14 protein-coding genes are annotated in these 17,585 nt (G+C 42.7%); 8 read left to right on the forward strand and 6 right to left on the reverse strand.

All coding sequences use genetic code 11. The features are described 5' to 3' along the window. Positions 1–78 precede the first annotated feature (78 nt). A complete protein-coding gene (locus JV36_RS0104035; protein ID WP_052010177.1) occupies positions 79–1,311 on the forward strand; it encodes a XylR family transcriptional regulator in 1,233 nt (410 codons plus the stop codon). Between the two features lie 11 nt (positions 1,312–1,322). Continuing rightward, positions 1,323–2,741, forward strand: a complete 1,419-nt coding sequence (locus JV36_RS0104040; RefSeq protein ID WP_032096136.1) for a sugar porter family MFS transporter — start codon at positions 1,323–1,325, stop codon at positions 2,739–2,741. 79 nt (positions 2,742–2,820) lie between these two features. Here JV36_RS0104040 and JV36_RS0104045 read toward each other — a convergent pair whose 3' ends face one another. From JV36_RS0104045 to JV36_RS0104060, 4 genes are all read right to left on the reverse strand, one after another. Further along, positions 2,821–3,813 (reverse strand): HipA domain-containing protein, encoded by a 993-nt coding sequence (locus tag JV36_RS0104045; protein ID WP_032096137.1) that lies wholly within the window; start codon positions 3,811–3,813, stop codon positions 2,821–2,823. Beyond that, the gene (locus tag JV36_RS0104050; RefSeq protein WP_032096138.1) at positions 3,810–4,163 is read right to left on the reverse strand and encodes a HipA N-terminal domain-containing protein; all 354 of its coding nucleotides are present in this window, start codon (positions 4,161–4,163) and stop codon (positions 3,810–3,812) included. Before JV36_RS0104050 ends, JV36_RS0104045 begins: the two co-directional genes overlap by 4 nt. Further along, on the reverse strand, positions 4,156–4,497 hold the full coding sequence (locus JV36_RS0104055) for a hypothetical protein (protein WP_032096139.1): 342 nt from the start codon (positions 4,495–4,497) through the stop codon (positions 4,156–4,158). Before JV36_RS0104055 ends, JV36_RS0104050 begins: the two co-directional genes overlap by 8 nt. A gap of 516 nt (positions 4,498–5,013) precedes the next feature. Further along, positions 5,014–8,082, reverse strand: a complete 3,069-nt coding sequence (locus tag JV36_RS0104060) for a TonB-dependent receptor (protein WP_032096140.1) — start codon at positions 8,080–8,082, stop codon at positions 5,014–5,016. Positions 8,083–8,421: 339 nt separating this feature from the next. Here JV36_RS0104060 and JV36_RS0104065 point away from each other — a divergent pair, with 339 nt between their 5' ends. The 6 genes from JV36_RS0104065 to JV36_RS0104090 all read left to right on the forward strand — a co-directional run bounded on the left by JV36_RS0104065 (position 8,422) and on the right by JV36_RS0104090 (position 13,231). Then, positions 8,422–9,330 carry a DUF4861 family protein gene (locus JV36_RS0104065; RefSeq protein WP_032096141.1) on the forward strand — a complete coding sequence of 303 codons (909 nt, stop codon included), beginning with the start codon at positions 8,422–8,424 and terminating at the stop codon, positions 9,328–9,330. A gap of 3 nt (positions 9,331–9,333) precedes the next feature. Next, positions 9,334–9,648, forward strand: coding sequence for an L-rhamnose mutarotase (gene rhaM / locus JV36_RS0104070; RefSeq protein ID WP_032096142.1), 315 nt, complete (start codon positions 9,334–9,336; stop codon positions 9,646–9,648). A gap of 176 nt (positions 9,649–9,824) precedes the next feature. Beyond that, positions 9,825–10,982 carry an NAD(P) transhydrogenase subunit alpha gene (locus JV36_RS0104075; RefSeq protein ID WP_032096143.1) on the forward strand — a complete coding sequence of 386 codons (1,158 nt, stop codon included), beginning with the start codon at positions 9,825–9,827 and terminating at the stop codon, positions 10,980–10,982. Positions 10,983–10,984: 2 nt separating this feature from the next. Continuing rightward, positions 10,985–11,269: an NAD(P) transhydrogenase subunit alpha gene (locus tag JV36_RS0104080; RefSeq protein WP_032096144.1), complete on the forward strand. Its 285-nt coding sequence runs from the start codon at positions 10,985–10,987 to the stop codon at positions 11,267–11,269. A 13-nt stretch (positions 11,270–11,282) separates the two neighbouring features. Further along, positions 11,283–12,665 carry an NAD(P)(+) transhydrogenase (Re/Si-specific) subunit beta gene (locus JV36_RS0104085; protein ID WP_032096145.1) on the forward strand — a complete coding sequence of 461 codons (1,383 nt, stop codon included), beginning with the start codon at positions 11,283–11,285 and terminating at the stop codon, positions 12,663–12,665. Between the two features lie 71 nt (positions 12,666–12,736). Then, positions 12,737–13,231 carry a YgjV family protein gene (locus tag JV36_RS0104090; RefSeq protein ID WP_032096146.1) on the forward strand — a complete coding sequence of 165 codons (495 nt, stop codon included), beginning with the start codon at positions 12,737–12,739 and terminating at the stop codon, positions 13,229–13,231. A gap of 48 nt (positions 13,232–13,279) precedes the next feature. Here JV36_RS0104090 and JV36_RS0104095 read toward each other — a convergent pair whose 3' ends face one another. Together JV36_RS0104095 and JV36_RS0104100 are read right to left on the reverse strand one after the other, a co-directional pair. Continuing rightward, positions 13,280–14,698 (reverse strand): sulfatase family protein, encoded by a 1,419-nt coding sequence (locus JV36_RS0104095; protein WP_032096147.1) that lies wholly within the window; start codon positions 14,696–14,698, stop codon positions 13,280–13,282. 41 nt (positions 14,699–14,739) lie between these two features. Further along, positions 14,740–17,529, reverse strand: coding sequence for a family 78 glycoside hydrolase catalytic domain (locus JV36_RS0104100; RefSeq protein ID WP_032096148.1), 2,790 nt, complete (start codon positions 17,527–17,529; stop codon positions 14,740–14,742). Positions 17,530–17,585 lie beyond the last annotated feature (56 nt).

A 17,585-nucleotide genomic window follows, 5' to 3' on the forward strand; every position in this document is an offset into this window, starting at 1 on the left:
CCACATCCTGGTTTAGTATGCGGTTAACCAATAAACATAATAACTATTACGTAATTTGTTTATACGTAGGAACCTGACATGTTCGAGAAAGCGCATAGTATTACGCTGCTCCTTAATGCAAGTAAGATATTTGATAGGCAAATAATTGAAGGCATTGGGCGCTACCTTCAAACATCTAATGCTGACTGGGATTTATATTTAGAAGAAGATTTCTTAACTCGACTAGAGCATTTTGATGAATGGCACGGTGATGGTGTTATTGCAGATTTCGACAACCCCGCCATTGAGCAAACATTGTTGAACACTAAGGTTCCTGTAGTGGGCGTTGGAGGCTCCTATCAGAATAAAGAGAACTACCCAGGCATACCTTATGTTGCAACAGATAACTATGCGCTAGTTGAAGCAGCGTTCGAACATTTGCGGCAAAAAGGTATTGAGAGGTTCGCGTTTTATGGAAGCCCGATTAGCCAAGGGCAAAGGTGGGCTCAAGAGCGTGAACAAGCCATGCTTGCTATAACTAAGCGCCACGGATATGAATGTTACGTCTATCGTGGACACGCCGTTAGAGCCGAAACTTGGCAATATTCTCAAAAACGCCTTACAGATTGGCTCAAGAGTTTACCCACACCTACCGGAATAGTTGCAGTCACAGATTCACGAGCTAGGCATCTACTTCAGGCATGTGATCATTTAGGACTATTAATTCCGGAACGGTTTGCAGTAATTGGAATTGATGATGATGAACTTACACGCTTTTTAAGCCGCGTTAGCCTGTCATCTGTCAGGCAGGGTTGCCTCGAAATGGGCTTTCAAGCTGCAAAGCTGCTGCACCGGCAGTTACTCGGCAGCCCTCCAAAAGTCACGCAACTCTTAGTCCCACCTATATCGGTAGCAGAAAGGCAATCTACCGACTTCAAAGCCATCAAAGATCCTCTTGTGATGCAGGCATCTCATTTCATAAGAATGAATGCTTGCAAAGGGATAAAAGTCGATCAGGTACTAGACCAAATAGGTATTTCACGTTCGAATTTAGAAACTCGTTTTAAAGAAGAGCGTGGGCATAGTATTCATACTGAAATACACAATGAAAAGCTGGATCGTGCTTGCAGAATGTTAAGAGAAACCGAGGTACACAGCAGCGAAATTGCTAAACACTGTGGATATCCGTCTGTTCAGTATATGTATGCACTATTTCGAAAGCATTTCGACCAGACGCCGGTTGAATACCGCCAGGCATCAAAGCTCAATAAATTTGAGAGCGAATCAAAAAGTTTGATGACAACAACTCCTAGACAAGAACGTGACCAATAGAGAAAAATAATATGGATAAAGCGACAACAATTGACCTTTCAAACGAGTCCTCTAACAATGGATTCATTCTGTTTATTACTATTGTGGCCACAATAGGTGGTTTCCTCTTCGGATTCGACAGCGGTGTGATAAATGGTACGGTTGATGGTCTTCAAGCCGCGTTCAACTCACAAAGTGTAGGAACGGGATTCAACGTATCTAGTATGCTTTTAGGATGTGCTGTGGGTGCATTCTTTGCAGGACGACTCGCAGACAAGTATGGCCGGAAGTTTCTACTACTAATAGCAGCAACATTCTTTTTGATAAGTGCCTGTGGCTCAGGAATTGCGACAAGTGGTTTCGAGTTTGTGATTTATCGAATTATTGGGGGACTTGCCGTTGGCGCAGCTTCTGTTATGGCACCTGCTTATATTGCAGAAGTATCTCCTGCAAAATATAGAGGCATGCTCGCTTCGATTCAGCAAATAGCCATTATCGCTGGACTTTTCACCGCTTTCCTTAGCAATTATTTCCTTGCCGATTATGCCTCAGGCTCAACGCAAATGCTTTGGCTAGATTTTGAAGCGTGGCGTTGGATGTTCTGGATGGAGATTGCTCCTGCATCACTATTCTTCTTTATGCTGCTATTCATTCCAGAAAGCCCTCGATTCCTCGTGGTGAAACAGAAGACCGATGAAGCAAGCTTTGTACTAAATAAATTGTATGGTACTCAAGGTGCGAATAAACTTGCAGAAATAAAGGCTTCTTTGTCAAAAGACCATAAACCACAATTGAGAGACTTAGTTGATAAAACAACAGGTAAATTAAAATCCATAGTGTGGGTAGGCATTGGCTTAGCTGCACTTCAGCAGCTTGTTGGTATCAATGTAGTGTTCTACTACGGGGCTGTTTTATGGCAAGCCGTAGGTTTTTCTGAATCGGATGCACTGTTAATCAATGTTATCAGCGGTGCGATAAGCATTGCTGCTTGTCTAGTCGCTTTAGCAATAATTGATAAGGTTGGGCGTAAACCATTACTAAAGTGGGGCTCAATTGGAATGTCAGTCACACTTGTGATCCTCACAATTGCATTTTTAAATGCCGAGCAAAATAGCGATGGCAGACTTGCCCTTAACGAATGGGGTCCTGTTGCTTTGATTGCAGCTAATCTTTACGTATTTTGCTTTAATTTTTCCTGGGGCCCAGTGATGTGGGTAATGCTGGGGGAGATGTTTCCGAACCAACTTCGTGGTTCAGGTCTGGCAGTAAGTGGATTAGTTCAATGGTCAACGAATTTTCTTATAACATGGTCGTTCCCAATGTTGCTCGCAGGAATTGGTCTTGCCGGTGCTTATGGGCTTTACGCATTGTTTTCTCTGCTATCAATTATATTTGTCGTGCGCTTTGTCTATGAAACGAAAGGCTTAGAACTTGAAGATATGAAAGGCTAGTTATCGCACAACATAAAGTCCAGCTTAAATTGGAGGCTTCAGTAAAGGCTTGAGGCAACTTTTTTAAGCTGAACTGATATCAATCAATATACCGACCAAGCCTCGATAACTTCTCTTTTATGTGGTTCGATATTATGTGTTTGTCTGGGCTAGAGGAAGCTTCGAGAACTGGTGTAAAATACTTGCCTACATCTAAACACAACTGGGTAATTAGCTTTTTTGACGCGCTTTCAGCTAACCCAAGATTGGTCGCAAGAGTGAGGAAACATTCGAATGTATAGTGCCCCGCGATCTCATATGACGGACTAAAAACAGCATCTAGCTCGGTTTCAAGAACGCAAAGAGTTAAGTCTTCGTTATAATACTCCCTGTAAGGAGCTACAGACAATACATCATAAATCGGAGTAAAGTCTCGCATTCTTATCGTCATATCATCGGGATTTCGATACATGGAGAAGTTTTTACAGTGAAGATCATTATTCCCTATAAGATAAGAAAATAAGACTTGCCTAACTCCATTATAAATAACAGCCATGTTACGGCCACTGGCTTCATATAGGGCTCTTAGAATGCCTTCATACGAGAGATTATCGCTGCCCTTGTTAGAAGAATGCACGTTGCAAATACTTGCAGCATCTTCAACAAACAATCTTCGTCCATCCTTCATTAAATCGAACCTTCGAGTTACATAACAAAACTCGCCGTTTTCGAAGGGAACCAGTGCGTTATCAGCAACATTGAACTTACAAAAACGAGCCAGTTGCATCATTGCATGTTCATTTTCCGGTAAATGCGCGAGATTCTCTGGCGCTGGCTTTACGATAAATCGTCCGTGCCCTTTTACTGGCACAAGGTAGTCGCCCTCTAAGTCCATAAAAAGCTTTTTTTGAACGCCCGATATGGACTGCCCATCTAAATACTCGGGGGCAACTCGATTAAAGAATTCTTGATCACCTTTAACCAACAATCCAGTATCAGGTAGATGGCTTAATCCGAACATCTTCTTCAAGAATGAAGGAGAATAGGGTGTACTATTTGCTTTTAAAGAAATTTGCCTTAATTGAGGCCTCATAATACGATAAAGTCCTTTTCCATATTTGTGACAGATATTGCACCAATCAAGACTTTTCCATTATGTAATAACAAACCGAATTCATCTTTTTTATCTAACTGCGTTTTAGAGGTTTGATACATCTTTATCCACCCTTCGCTTAATAGATTTTCAAAAAACGTCGGAAAAGAATCAAATACAAATGCTTCTTTTTGCAACGGAAAGCAGAAGCCTATGGGAGCTCCGCTTTCCAGATAATTAGGCCGGTATTGAAATCTGTAAGATACTTTACCTTCGTTGTGAAACTCAGTGAGATAACCGGCCAAAGCCTCATTGGCATAAATCGCCCCTTGGCGATTAATTTTACTCACTCTTAGTTCCTTTTCTTGCGATAACAAGCTCCAGTCCCATTACATCAAGAACAGCACCAATCGTTTCCAACCTCGAACTCTCGACGGTTTTTTTAAGACGAGTCATCGTATTTTTAGAAACACCCGATAACATAGCTACAGTACCTAAATCTAACTGATGTTGTTTGGTGTACTCATCTAAAATCCTATTAAAGCTGGCAACGCCGCCTACTACATCGCCTGAATTGAGCGCCGCTTTCAAGTGCTTTTCTAGCGTGCTAGTAGCCTCAGTTAACCTAACCTGGTATGCAGCTAAAGCTTTGTGAATAACTTCAGTACCATCCTTTGTAGTCATAAAGACCCCTCAATGGTGAATGTTAAATATGAATACCATCATTATCCTTTCATAATAGACTCATATGAATATAATCACAATATAAGGTGATACCATCAATAAATAGAGTAAAAATCATTATATAGCCACTAAAAAAAGAAGGAAAAACCTTTAAGAGTGATAACTGTGATGGAATTACACCATAATCACCATTAAATGTGAATATTAATGAAAAAATAAGGGGGACTACTTAAGGAAGCATCGTATCGTCATGCTCCATAATGCTGCGAATCGTTATTATTAGAACGATGTGTAGATAATCTATATAAAAAGCAAAAACTCTGACTTGGATTATTATCACCTTAATTGGTCGCGTTACTACCTTCGCTGATGCCGATTACCATTAATAAAGTATAGTAAGGTTTAAATTTTCGCGGTCTAAACTTGAGCGTATTGAAAGAATTTTTGTTAATAATAAAAAATGCCCCCTACAATAAAGCAAGGGGCAAATTTAAATGAAGACTGTTAATAGGGTATTTAAAGGCTGGCAGTTATCCCTAAGACTATACGCCTATCGGTAAGACCCTGAGCGCATAACAATGCCCCTTCGTTTACACACCACTCCGTTCTATCCTCACGTAGCAGATTGATACCATCTAGACCCACTGTGAATGTGTCATTGATATCATAACTTACACTCATGTTCAGCTGGGCTCTGTCATCCACTATACGAGGCATATCAAAGCTTATCAACTCTCCCGTTCTGAAGGCTGAACGCCACGTATATCGAGCACGAACACTCAAGTCATACTTATCGTAAAACAAAGTAATGTTGTACGCATTTTGAGATAAATCCTCCAGTTCAATGCGTTCTTCTACAATATCATCGGCGAGCGTTGCAGTAGACTGATCGGTATCGGTTCTTCCCAAAAGCTTATTCAATGCGTTAGCGTCACCCGTTGCAGGACGGAAAGTTTCTATACCTGCTCCCGATTCTTGGTAGGTATAATTAGCTATTACCCCAAAACCTGATGCCCATCCTAGCTCTTTTTCATAAGCTGATAAATCGTGTTGAAACGCAAATTCAACACCTGTTTGAGTTTCTTCATTCGGCAAGTTAATTGTGGTTTGAAGCGGTACGCATATTCCCGTGCCAGGAACTGACGACCACACATTTCGGTCGGTAACCGTTGGATTATAAATACCGCCACCTTCACAGGGCGCCGTAATGTCCCGCTCAATTTGACCATTATCACCAATTGGCTCTTCCGGATTATCCCGAACCGCGGCAAAGATGTCTGTTCGCTCTTTATGGAATAGGCCAACGCTAACAAAGCTAGACTCTGAAAAGTAATATTCTGCAGATAAATCATAGGATATTACTTCTTCTGGGGTTAAAGCAGGGTTACCGACTCTAACAGCTGCACCGGCTCCACCTGGGAAGTTAACCGACGTAGAAAGGTTATCAAAGTTCGGTCTACGTATATCTTTCGCAACACCTGCACGTATGACGACATCATCAATAACTTCAGACACTATATTGAATCGTGGAAGGAAATACTCGTATGAAGAAGTTTCCTCACGCAGACCGGTGACTTCTCCATTTTCTATGTTGTTGCCCACAGAGGTCACTTCTGTATCGACGTATCTTAAGCCCACATTTCCACGAAAGGTAATATCGTTAATGTAAAAGAAATAGTCGCCTTGTAAATACAATGCACTTGTTTCTTCTTCAATATCAAAAAAGGAGTCTAGCTGCAGCTCAGGCTGAGACAGCAGCGGATAGCCCTCCGTTATATTACCATTGGCAATTTGAAGCGCGTTATTCTCCTCGATTGATTGATTGAGAGCGTTGATAACCGCATCTGGATCTGAAAAAGACAAATCGCTGTTAATGGTCAAATAATTCTCAATGTACAACCTTCTACCGTCAGCATCGTTAAAGTTAGAAGGACCTGCGCTGACAATGCTAGAGAATAAATCAGCAGTTGGTCGGTAGAACGACGTGTTTGGATTTGAAAAATTTGATGCGGTATTGATGTCACTGCTTAACGCTGTGTTCTTATTCCAGCGATAACCCGCTTTTATTCCTGAAAAATAGGGATTAAGGTCGGAAATATCATAGTCCGCATCAATTCTAAATGCAGTTTCAGCGTTTTCTTGTGTATTTCTACCAACACCAACTCCTCTTAGCGCATAGTTCGCTGGATTGAGAAGATCTTGGTCTGAAGGCCCGAATTCTGCTCCTTGGGCAATACCGAATTGTAACGTGCGATCAGATGCATCAAACTCAACCGGTACACCGTTGTCTATGCTAAGCCCTTCACTAGGTTGCGGTCCATTGGGATTAATGAAGTCCAATGTTGTGTTTAAACGGGGGAAAAATGAATCTGAACTCGAGTACGATACTTCAGAGGAAAGCTTTAACCTATCCCGGAGCCATGTGAACCCAGTAGCGAAGACGTCGCTATCGGTGAAACGTGAACCAGTATTAACACTCGTTCTCAGGTTTGGGTCAATATTGTTATTATTGCCATCTACGCCCACACCTAATGTTCCTGTAAGCACCGCCTGTACTTCACCTAAATTTAAAGGTCCATTAGGTCCGTCAATTGTCCCTAAGTTGACTGTTTCAAATGAAGTATTGTTTGTGTTATCGACAACAGCTGCTCCGCCGGTGCCAGAGATAAATGCGCGAGAGCTTTTTTGGGCGCGTTCTTGTCTATTTAGCGTAGCATCGAAATAGAACTTAAGATCGTCTACAGGCTCAAATTCTATAGAGCCAGTAAAATTCTTTGTTTCATATTCATACCGAGATATAACTTGGTCTAAAAACTGTGCTCGTAAAAACGGGAATGCTTCTGCACTACCACTTCCAGAGTCCGGTAAGACCTCTCTATCCCTATCAAAACGGGGATCAAAAGAGGCCACTTGCTGCTCAGCGTAGCTTCCAGTTAGTACAATTCCAACTCGACCATAATCAGTATCATAGCTATCACCAAACGTAGCCGAGACTCTTGGCGATGTCGCATCTGCTAAATCGCTGTTTTCTGCCTGCGCTCGCACAGATATTAACTGCTCTTTGAGACTTAAACCACGAAGTGTTCTCAAGTTTATTGTTCCACCTACAGAGCCTTCTATAGTTTCCGCGGAGGGAACTTTTATGACTTCTAACGACGAAATAAGTGCTGCGGGCAAGTCATCAAAACTAATACCTGAACGGCCGTTGCCGCTTCCAACAGTCGAAACGCCATTTATTTCTACTCGGTTTGCACTTGTACCGCGAATTTGAACACCAGTGCCAACACCAGCAGTACGATCAATCTGAACACCCGTAATATTTTCTAATACTTCTGCCAAGTTTTGATCAGGAAGCTTACCTATATCCTCAGCTTGAATAACTTCCTTAATACTATCTGCAGAACGCTTTTCCGCAAGTGCACTGGCCAACGCACTCCTTATACCTCTTACTTCGATAACCTCAGTTTCTTTCCGATTATCGGCGGCTGAATCAATGTCTTGTGCGTAAGCATTACTCGATAAGCATCCAATAGCAGATGACACTGCAACGGCTACTTGCAATTTTTTAGCAGTAAATTTCAACATCCATACTCTCCCTTAAACAATCATTGCCAATCAAAACGCAATCACAATAGATCACAAGTTAATCACTATCAACCAAATTGTTAATGACAGGTTAATATTAGGAAATATGAATTAATCGACAACTATTGCGCTAATAACCTATTTTCAGTTACTTACATTGAAATCAGTATTTTAAGGGGTTTTTTCTGCAACCTATAATGTTGCATTAATGGTCACTTTGGTGCAATATCCACCACAAACAATCAAGGCGCTAATTTATTGGCTTTTAAGGTTAATCTAGCGCTTCATTAGAGACTCGGTTTGTCATACTACTTAGACCGAGTTCTTCAGGAGATGTTAATGTTTAATCATAAGCAAACGTGTGTTGCACTTTCAATGCTGATGGGGCTAGCGACAATTGGCTGCTCATCTGAGACTTCAGTGGCTAAGGTTAATGAAAGTAATGTCGAACAAACGAAGGTAAAGTCATACGCAAAGTTTGTCCCACAAAGGCGTGATGACTTTGCATGGGAAAATGATAAAGTCGCATTCAGAGTGTACGGACCAGCAGCCCCACTAGCCGGGCATGCAAGCGGCGTCGACGCTTGGCTCAAAAAAGTCGATTATTCGATTATAGACAAGTGGTACGCCATGCATTTTGCAGGTAAGTCTTATCATGAAGACCGTGGTGAAGGCTACGACCCATACCACACGGGCATAAGTCGGGGCGTTGGCGGTTCTGCGGTTTGGATTAATGAAACGCCTTACTATGCCCACAGCTTTACGCGATATGAAATACTTGAAAATAACGCGGAAGAGGTACGGTTCATCCTCTATTACGAGTTTGAAACACCCATTGGACTGGTAAACGAAAAGAAGAGCGTTTCGCTAACGCTTGGCTCTAGGATGTATCAAGTCGACTCTACGTTTTCACTTAACGATAAGCCTGCCTCAATTCCTATTGCAATAGGAGTAGCAACGCACGATGAAAACGCAACAGTTTATCAAAGTGAGAAAGATGGCTGGGTTGCTGCGTGGGAAATAATAGACGGTCAAGGTTTAGGCACTGGCGCACTTATAGATCCCGCTAAAGTAAGAAAAATCATTCATACCCCATCTAAAATAAAAGACAACAGTCATATTTGGCTAGTAACGCAATCGTCGTCTGATGGGTCATTAAATTATCACGCAGGTTATGGCTGGGAAGGTGCAGGTGAAATAACAACCACAGCGCAATGGCAGACTTACCTTAGCAATTTTGGTAGATAAAATATGGAAAAGATTGCATTCGTAATGACGCTGAAACCTGGCTTCCAAAAAGAATATGAAAAACGCCACGATGAGATATGGCCAGAGCTCGCTGTGCAGCTGAAAGAAGCCGGAGTCTCAGACTACAGCATTTTTTATGAGGAGCGCTCAAACAAGCTTTTTGCGGTTTTGAAACGGGACGACAATCATTCAATGGATGATTTACCCGTTAAGCCTATTGTAAAAAAATGGTGGAACTATATGGCAGATATAATGGATACCCATGAGGACAATTCTCCTGTGACGACGGATCTCAAACGCGTATTTCACTTAGACTAAAACCCCTTTAGTAAAGAAAGTAGCTTCGGTGTCAATCCAACAATAATATCGACACCGGCAGCATACTCTTGTTCGACGCTCCAGTAGGGTTTCATTTAAACGCATCAGTAAACGACAGAAAAGTATACTGAATGAGATTTCTCATTCTCCTCAATGTTTTAGGAAAGGAGATATAGTTGAAAATCCTAATTTTAAACGAAGCTCAGCAATCGTCATCGCACGAGCACATTGAACGGCGATGCGCCGCTACCCCTGCTACCGTTTTGAAACTCGTTCGAAAAGGTATTGCCGTCTACCTAGAAAGTAACGCTGGCTTACTATCGCATTATACAGACAGCGATTTTGAGGAAGCAGGTGCCAATGTCGTTGCCACATCCAACGACATTGCTGGCGAAGTTGACGTATTAGCATGTGTAAATAGCCCTAGTGAACAGGTAGTTTCGACACTAAAAGCCAACACACTCGTTATCGGCCATATAGACCCGTTTTTTCAACAACCGCTTGTTAGCAAACTGGCGGCGTCCAATTTGACGACTCTTTCGGTAGAAATGATCCCCCGCAGCTCTCGAGCACAGAAAATGGATGCGCTTAGTTCACAAGCAAGTCTCGCAGGTTACGTTATGGTGATGAAGGCAGCGAACTACCTTCCTTCAATATTACCAATGATGATGACTCCATCAGGCACTATTAAGCCTGCAAAGGTTTTTGTAATCGGTGCCGGCGTTGCTGGGTTGCAAGCAATTGCAACCGCAAAAAGATTAGGAGCGAACGTGCTCGCTTACGACACTCGTCCCGTGGTTGCAGAGCAAGTGGAATCATTGGGCGGTAAATTCTTAAAAGTCGATATTGGAGAGACCGGACAAACAAAAGACGGCTATGCAAAAGAACTGACTGATGACCAAAAACGTGTTTTAGCAGACGCTCAAAAAGACGCTATAACCACGTCGGATATTGTCATAACAACAGCCCAATTGTTTGGACGCAAGCCTCCGGTGCTGATTAATAAAGAAACACTTTCATTGATGAAGCCGGGAAGCGTTGTGGTCGATATGGCTGCACTCTCAGGGGGCAATGTCGAAGGTTCAGAGCCAGGTAAAATTTCAGTTATCAATCAAGTCACAGTTATTGGTTCTGGAAACTGGAGTGAAGAAGTATCACGAGCTGCAACCGACATGTATGCCAATAATGTGTTTAATCTTCTAGACGAATTCACAAAAAATGACCCTTTACGCTTTGATGTGTCATTTGATGATGAAATTCTCGCCTCATCTGTCATAACCCATGACGGAAAGATTACAAACGAAACACTAATAAACGCATACAAAGGCGCTTAATCATGGAAATCATTTATTTACTCTTTATAGTTTTGCTCGCTGCTTTTCTCGGCTTTGAATTAATTCGTAAAGTGCCGGCTACACTGCACACCCCCTTAATGTCAGGCTCTAACGCTATTTCAGGAATTACTCTAGTCGGGGCGCTAATTGCTTCGGGCGCAGATAATAGCGTGTTAACAACCGTTTTAGGTACAGTCGCGGTTACGTTGGCCAGCATCAATGTCATCGGTGGCTATCTTGTGACTGATCGCATGCTCGGCATGTTTAAGAAAAAAGACAATAGCTAAGAGAATGGCAAATATGACTTTAGAAATACTTATAAATCTTGCCTATGTAGTCTCTGCTGGGCTTTTCATTTTTGGATTGAAATTACTTAGTCACCCGTCGACTGCACGCAAAGGCAACCTCGTCTCAGCAGTAGGTATGTTTATTGCCGTGATAATCACTTTGCTAGACCAACAGATCATTAGCTACCACTTTATAGCGTTGGGAGTAATTGTTGGCGGACTATATGGCGCATGGAAAGCTAAACGTGTACAGATGACCCAGATGCCTGAAATGGTCTCCTTGTTCAACGGTTTTGGTGGCGCGGCGTCGCTATTACTTGGATGGGCTACAGTAAGCGGCATGTCACAGCAAATGCTTGTTACTGCAAGCGGCTTTGTTTTCATTACGGTACTGTTAACACTTCTTATCGGCGGTGTAACTTTCTCCGGCTCTGTAATAGCCTGGGGCAAGCTTTCTGGCAAATTATCATCAAAAGCACTCATTTTTACAGGGCTAAGAGAACTCAGTATCTTGCATCTAGTGGCAATGGTCCTCGTCGGCTATATGTTTGTTACCGATCCCGCTAATACCTTATGGTTATACATAATCATTGCTATAGGATTAAGCTTCGGACTTTGGGCCACTATATCAATAGGTGGTGCTGACATGCCGGTTGTTATTGCATTACTCAATAGCTATTCAGGTATTGCAGCAACCGCAGCCGGTCTAGCGGTAGGTAACACCATTTTGATAGTAACAGGCCTGTTAGTTGGCGCATCTGGTCTAATATTAACTAATATCATGTGCAAAGCCATGAACCGCTCGCTGATGAATGTTCTACTATCCGGCTTTTCAAAACCCATTGAACAAGGTGAAGTGATCACGGGCGAAATTAAGGTTTTATCGCCCCAAGATGCATTCTATGTGCTAGAAGCAGCTCAGGCGGTACTGGTAGTGCCTGGCTATGGAATGGCGGTTGCCCAAGCTCAGCATGCAGTGCGAGAGTTGCATACGTTATTAGAGGAAAATGGATGTTCCGTAGACTATGCCATTCACGCCGTCGCAGGGCGCATGCCAGGCCACATGAACGTACTCCTTGCAGAAGCAGACGTGCCATACGATCAGCTCTACGAAATGGATGATGTAAATCCCCGCATGGAAAATTATGATGTCGTTATCGTCATCGGCGCTAATGACGTAGTCAACCCTGCAGCAAAAGAAATGAAAGGTAGTCCAATATACGGTATGCCTGTTATTGAAGCATACCGAGCCAAAACAGTATTCGTGCTAAAACGTTCGGCAAATGCAGGCTTTGCCGGAGTGGACAACCCGCTATTTTTCAAAGATAACACCCGCATGATTTTGGGTGACGCCAAGGAAACAATCAACAGCTTAATCCGAGAATTTGGCGATTAAGTCACACAGCTTCTGGGCTCGTGCGTATTTTTTGAGCCCAGTTTTATTCTTCCTAAGAGTACATCATTATCATGTCTTATGAATTGCTCGGTCAGATATTTGGCGTACTTGCCTTTTTAGTGGCTACTTATTCCTTTACCCACAAAAGCGACATCAAATTAAAGCTAAGCTTGATAGTGATGTTTTCATTTCAAACCGCACACTTTTTCTTTTTAGGCTCGGTAACTGGGACCATAGCGAATTTTTTAAATTTTTTTCGTACTATCATCTCGATAAAAGCCAATCACAGATATATTGGCGCTTTATTTATCGTAATAAATATTGTGTGGGGTGCATTCAACGTCCACCAGCCTGTAGACCTCTGCCCTATTTTCGGTGCTTGCTTTGGGACCTATGCAATTTTCTATGCTGACGGCATCCTAATGAGAAAACTATTTATTTGTGGTGCATTCTTTTGGCTTACAAACAATGTCTATTTGGGCTCTGTTGGCGGGGTTTTACTTGAAGTGAGTGTAATAATCGCGAACAGCATCACGATTTATCGGCTACAAAAAGATCTTAAATAAGAGAATTAGAATGGCCTGTAAGTAAGCACCTACAAGCCACAGAATTACCTATTGGATGACATTGCGCTTTTCCAATGAATACCAACCCTTAATTTCATTCATTAACATTTTCACTTTGTCTGGATACTGCTTAGCTAGATTAACTTGCTCGAACTCATCGTCAGCGAGATTATAAAGTCTTGGCCCAACTAAGAATTTATCGTGATACTTTTGATAACTGACATTCTTACCGTCGTAACTCACGATCAGCTTCCAATCCCCATTGATTGCCCAGCGATAGAGCAGTGTTGACTCTATATCGTCTAAATCATCCATATCGTGCGCAAAGCCCTCGCCAAAGATGGTCTCTCTTTCTATCTCCTCTCCAGAAGTCAAATTATCGTAGAGATTAAGACCTGGCAGTTTCTCAGGTACAGAAATCCCTGCTGCGCCTAAGATGGTGGGCACAATGTCTATACTACTGACTCTTTCCTGTCTGAATTTTGATTTGAATGAGTTGGGTAATGAGTAAATAATTGGTGTGCGTACACCACTTTCATTGGGACTTTGTTTCGACTGCGGCAAGAATCTGTCCGTCTGCTTTGGATTAGTTACCCAGCCATTATCCGAAACGTAAACAATCAAGGTATTGTCAGTTAGTCCACGCTTCTCAAGATGGTCAAATAACTGGCCGTTCGTTTCGTCAAACCATTCGATCATCGCATAGTATTTAGCAATGGACTCCGGTAAGTCGTATTTTGCGTATTTCGATAGTATTCGCTTTGGAGGAGTATGTGGGGAATGCGGCATAAACGGAGCGTACCAAACAAAAAACGGCTTATCGGCCTCGTTTGTTCGGTCGATGAAATCAGTGATGGTATCTACACCTTGGCGGCCAATTTTCAAACCCTCATCACCGTGGCGCCCTCCTGGGCTAGGAAAGCCTCGGGTCATACCTTCATCAAATCCACCGCGCTGAAAACTTCCTTCCCACCACTTCCCTGTCTGTAAAGAGGCATATCCTTTCTCTCTTAACAGGTCTGGGAGTGTTTGTACGTCGTCGATTTTAGCAATAATGTCTGAACGCTGCTGAAGGTACTCATTCCCCTCTTTCCCACCAGAAATTTCTCGCGACGGGTCGTTACCTGTAATACCGTGCTGACTCGCGTAAAGACCTGTGGCTATTGTCGCTAATGATGGCCGACAAAGTGAGGTAGGTACATAACCTTTAGTAAACGTTACGCCATCTTGTGCTAACTTATCCAAGTTTGGCGTCTGAACAATTTCGTGCCCCATAAAGCTATAATCGTTCCACGCATGATCATCAGATAGTATTAACAGAATATTGGGTGGAGTACTTTCTAAAGGCTCTGCTTTCAACACTGTCTCTTCGGGTTTGCTCACACATCCTGCAAGTGATAAAAGTACAGCTACGTAGCCCACAACCACACTTAACTGGCTCTTCGTTTTCTCATTCCGTTTTAGCATTTTCGAATCCTGTTGTTGTTAACCATAAAGTCTAAATAACACTACTTAACCACTAGTGAATAGTTGCCTGGTTTATAGATTTTTGGAGCATCGCCTGGAAGGTACACCGTTGCCTTTGTATTTTTAGGGACGACGAAATTCCAGATAACGCTTTTATCCCGTCGCTGCCACTTACTCTTAATTTCGCCATAGCCGGTGGTATAGCTAGTATCAACGGATTCCAAATTTGATGGAAAAACAGGCTTAAGCATAAAGTGTTGAAACCCCACACTGTCACTCAATGGTCGAATACCACCCAAGCCTTCGAAAAACCACCCATCGTATCCCGCATGGAAAGGATGATTTAGAGAACGTCCGGGCGCATCATCTAGTGTAAGTACTTCTTTATTAACAAAACCGCCCTTTCTTTCCCACAACGTAGTGGCGTGCAATTCATTAATTAAATAGGAGTAGCCAGGGTAGCCCTCTGCTTTAAATATATTGAAGGCCGTATCAACGTATCCATGGTCGCTCAACGCTCGGTAAAGGTATGTTTGACCTAAAGCGCCGACAGAGGCGTGACCAGACCACTTATTTACTACATCATCATTTAATTTATCCGCGACCGATTGACGTAATTCATTGGGTACCAATTTAAATTCCAGGGCCATCGCATCCGCAGTTTGGCTCCCATAGTGTCCTGATGTGTCGTTAAACATTTCGGAATGAAACTGTTCTTTTAAACGTTCGAATAGTTCACCATAGCGTTTGGTATTTTCATCCATTGAAAGAGCTTCAGATATTTTAGACATGAGATCTGCGGAATGGGCGAACAATGCAGAACTAGTGATAATATGACTAGTGTGCTGTGGATTACAGCGACCGCCAACGCGAGACATTCCTAGCTTAACGACTGGATCGCACCAGTCTCCGTAGCCAGATCTAATCATGTTGTTATCCAGCTCTTTAATGCCGGCAGTCATATACTCTTCTAAACTTTCATATTGTTTCAAAAGAAGAGACCTGTCTCCATGGTGGCGATAGTGTTCCCACGCGATGATGACTTCTGCAACAGCCCAGTCAAACTTGCCTCCGTGGGCTCGCCTACCAGGAACAACCGTAGGGGCAATGAAAGGCGAAGTTCTAAAGTCACCAAGATACTTATCCCAAAAATTGTCCATATTAAAGTTGTAGTTTCCGGTAATGAGTGCGGCGTGAGCATCACCTGTCCAGCCAGCTCGCTCTCTTATAGGGCAGTCGAATGGCACACTAATCAGATTACTTTGATAGCCCCACAGTGCCATTTTATGCACTTTATTAATTAATTCGTCTGAACTTGAAAACTGCCCGCTAACTGGGATATCACTTCGTACTAAGTAAGCGCTCATTGACTCTAAAGATGGCGGTTTATCAAGACCTGTTATTTCTACATATCTAAATCCATGCCACGTGAATGTTGGGCGCCACAAATGAGGGTTTTTCTTTGCTGCAATATAACCATCAGCCTGCTTTAACTTAGGTGCAGCACCTCCGCTTTTTTGGCTGATATTTCCTTCCGAATCAATCCACTCAGCGTATCGCAAGTAAACCCCCTGGCCGGGATTAAGATTTAACTCTTCAATATTAAGCTCGGGTACGCCTGTCAAATTCTGTCCGAAATCGAACACCCAAACATTCGGTTTTGGGGACAGTATACGAACCGGCTGCAGTTTATCTTTAAGCCTGACCGGCGGTATTAATTGAGGCTCAAGATTTTTTGTTGGCCAAACGGATAACACTTCAACGTCCTGCCAGTCAGAGGATAGAACGGCATCGCTTGCTGTTTGCCATTTGTTAACATGTCTTCGTTGGTCATGCAGCTCCCCTGAAAATAGGCCTTCTTTTAAGACGGGCGATGGATGATATTTCCATTTTTCATTCGTTGAGATGAACTGAGATGAGCCGTCGTCAAATTTGATTTCCAATTGAGCGATAAATTTTGGCTCGCCGTAAGTGAGGTTTTTTGTTGGAGATGAAAAGGCTATTTCTTCGTTGTACCATCCGCTCCCGAGATGCGCTGAAATAACATTATTTCCTTGCTTCAATAGGCTCTCAACGGCATCTGTATTATATAAAATACGCTCTTCGTAGTCAGTCTGACCTGGATCCATGATTCGGGAGTCAACACTCTCGCCATTAATATACATTTCGTAGTAGCCAGCCGCTGTGCTATGAAGGCGAGCACTCACAACCTTTTTTCTAATGCCAAACTCATGGCGATATAAACCTGCGGTTGGCTGCTTTTTTAATTGTTCTACAATATAGTCTGAACGCTTTTTCTCTTTATTTTGCGCGCTAGCTGCATATTGTACCCATTGTTCAACCTGTGGAGTCACTTCTGCAGTCGCACGTTGACTCGCTTTTATCCACTTTGCAGACCAATCAGCATTGTCGGTAAGACCCATCTCCCATGAAGCAATCTTGCTCCACGCAGAAACGTCAACACCTTGCGTAGACCATACTCTTACTCTCCAGAATACCTTTTGCCTACTGTTAAGCTTTTCTCCATCGTACATTATGTTAAGTGAACGTGAAGTTGGAACTTTTCCACTATCCCATAAATCAGGTGCCATGTTTTGCAATAGGGAGACAGAACTTGCCACTGCTATCTGATAATGTGTTTGCTCATCAACATTTGAATGCCAAGAGAGCGACGGAGAAGCAGCGTGTATATTTAGTGGCTCATTCAACCCCTCTACTGATAAATTAGTGGGATGAGAGACAGCTGCATGGGGAATAGCTGATTGAGAAGTGACGTCGCAACCAGCAAGCATCAAAACAACGAAGGTAAGACCGTATAGAAAAAAACGCATGACAAATTCCTTGTAGTAAAGAAATGCTGCAAAAAAAGCCCCTAGCTAAAAAGGCC

This window comes from Alteromonas sp. LOR, from assembly GCF_000753865.1.
Lineage (GTDB): Bacteria > Pseudomonadota > Gammaproteobacteria > Enterobacterales > Alteromonadaceae > Alteromonas.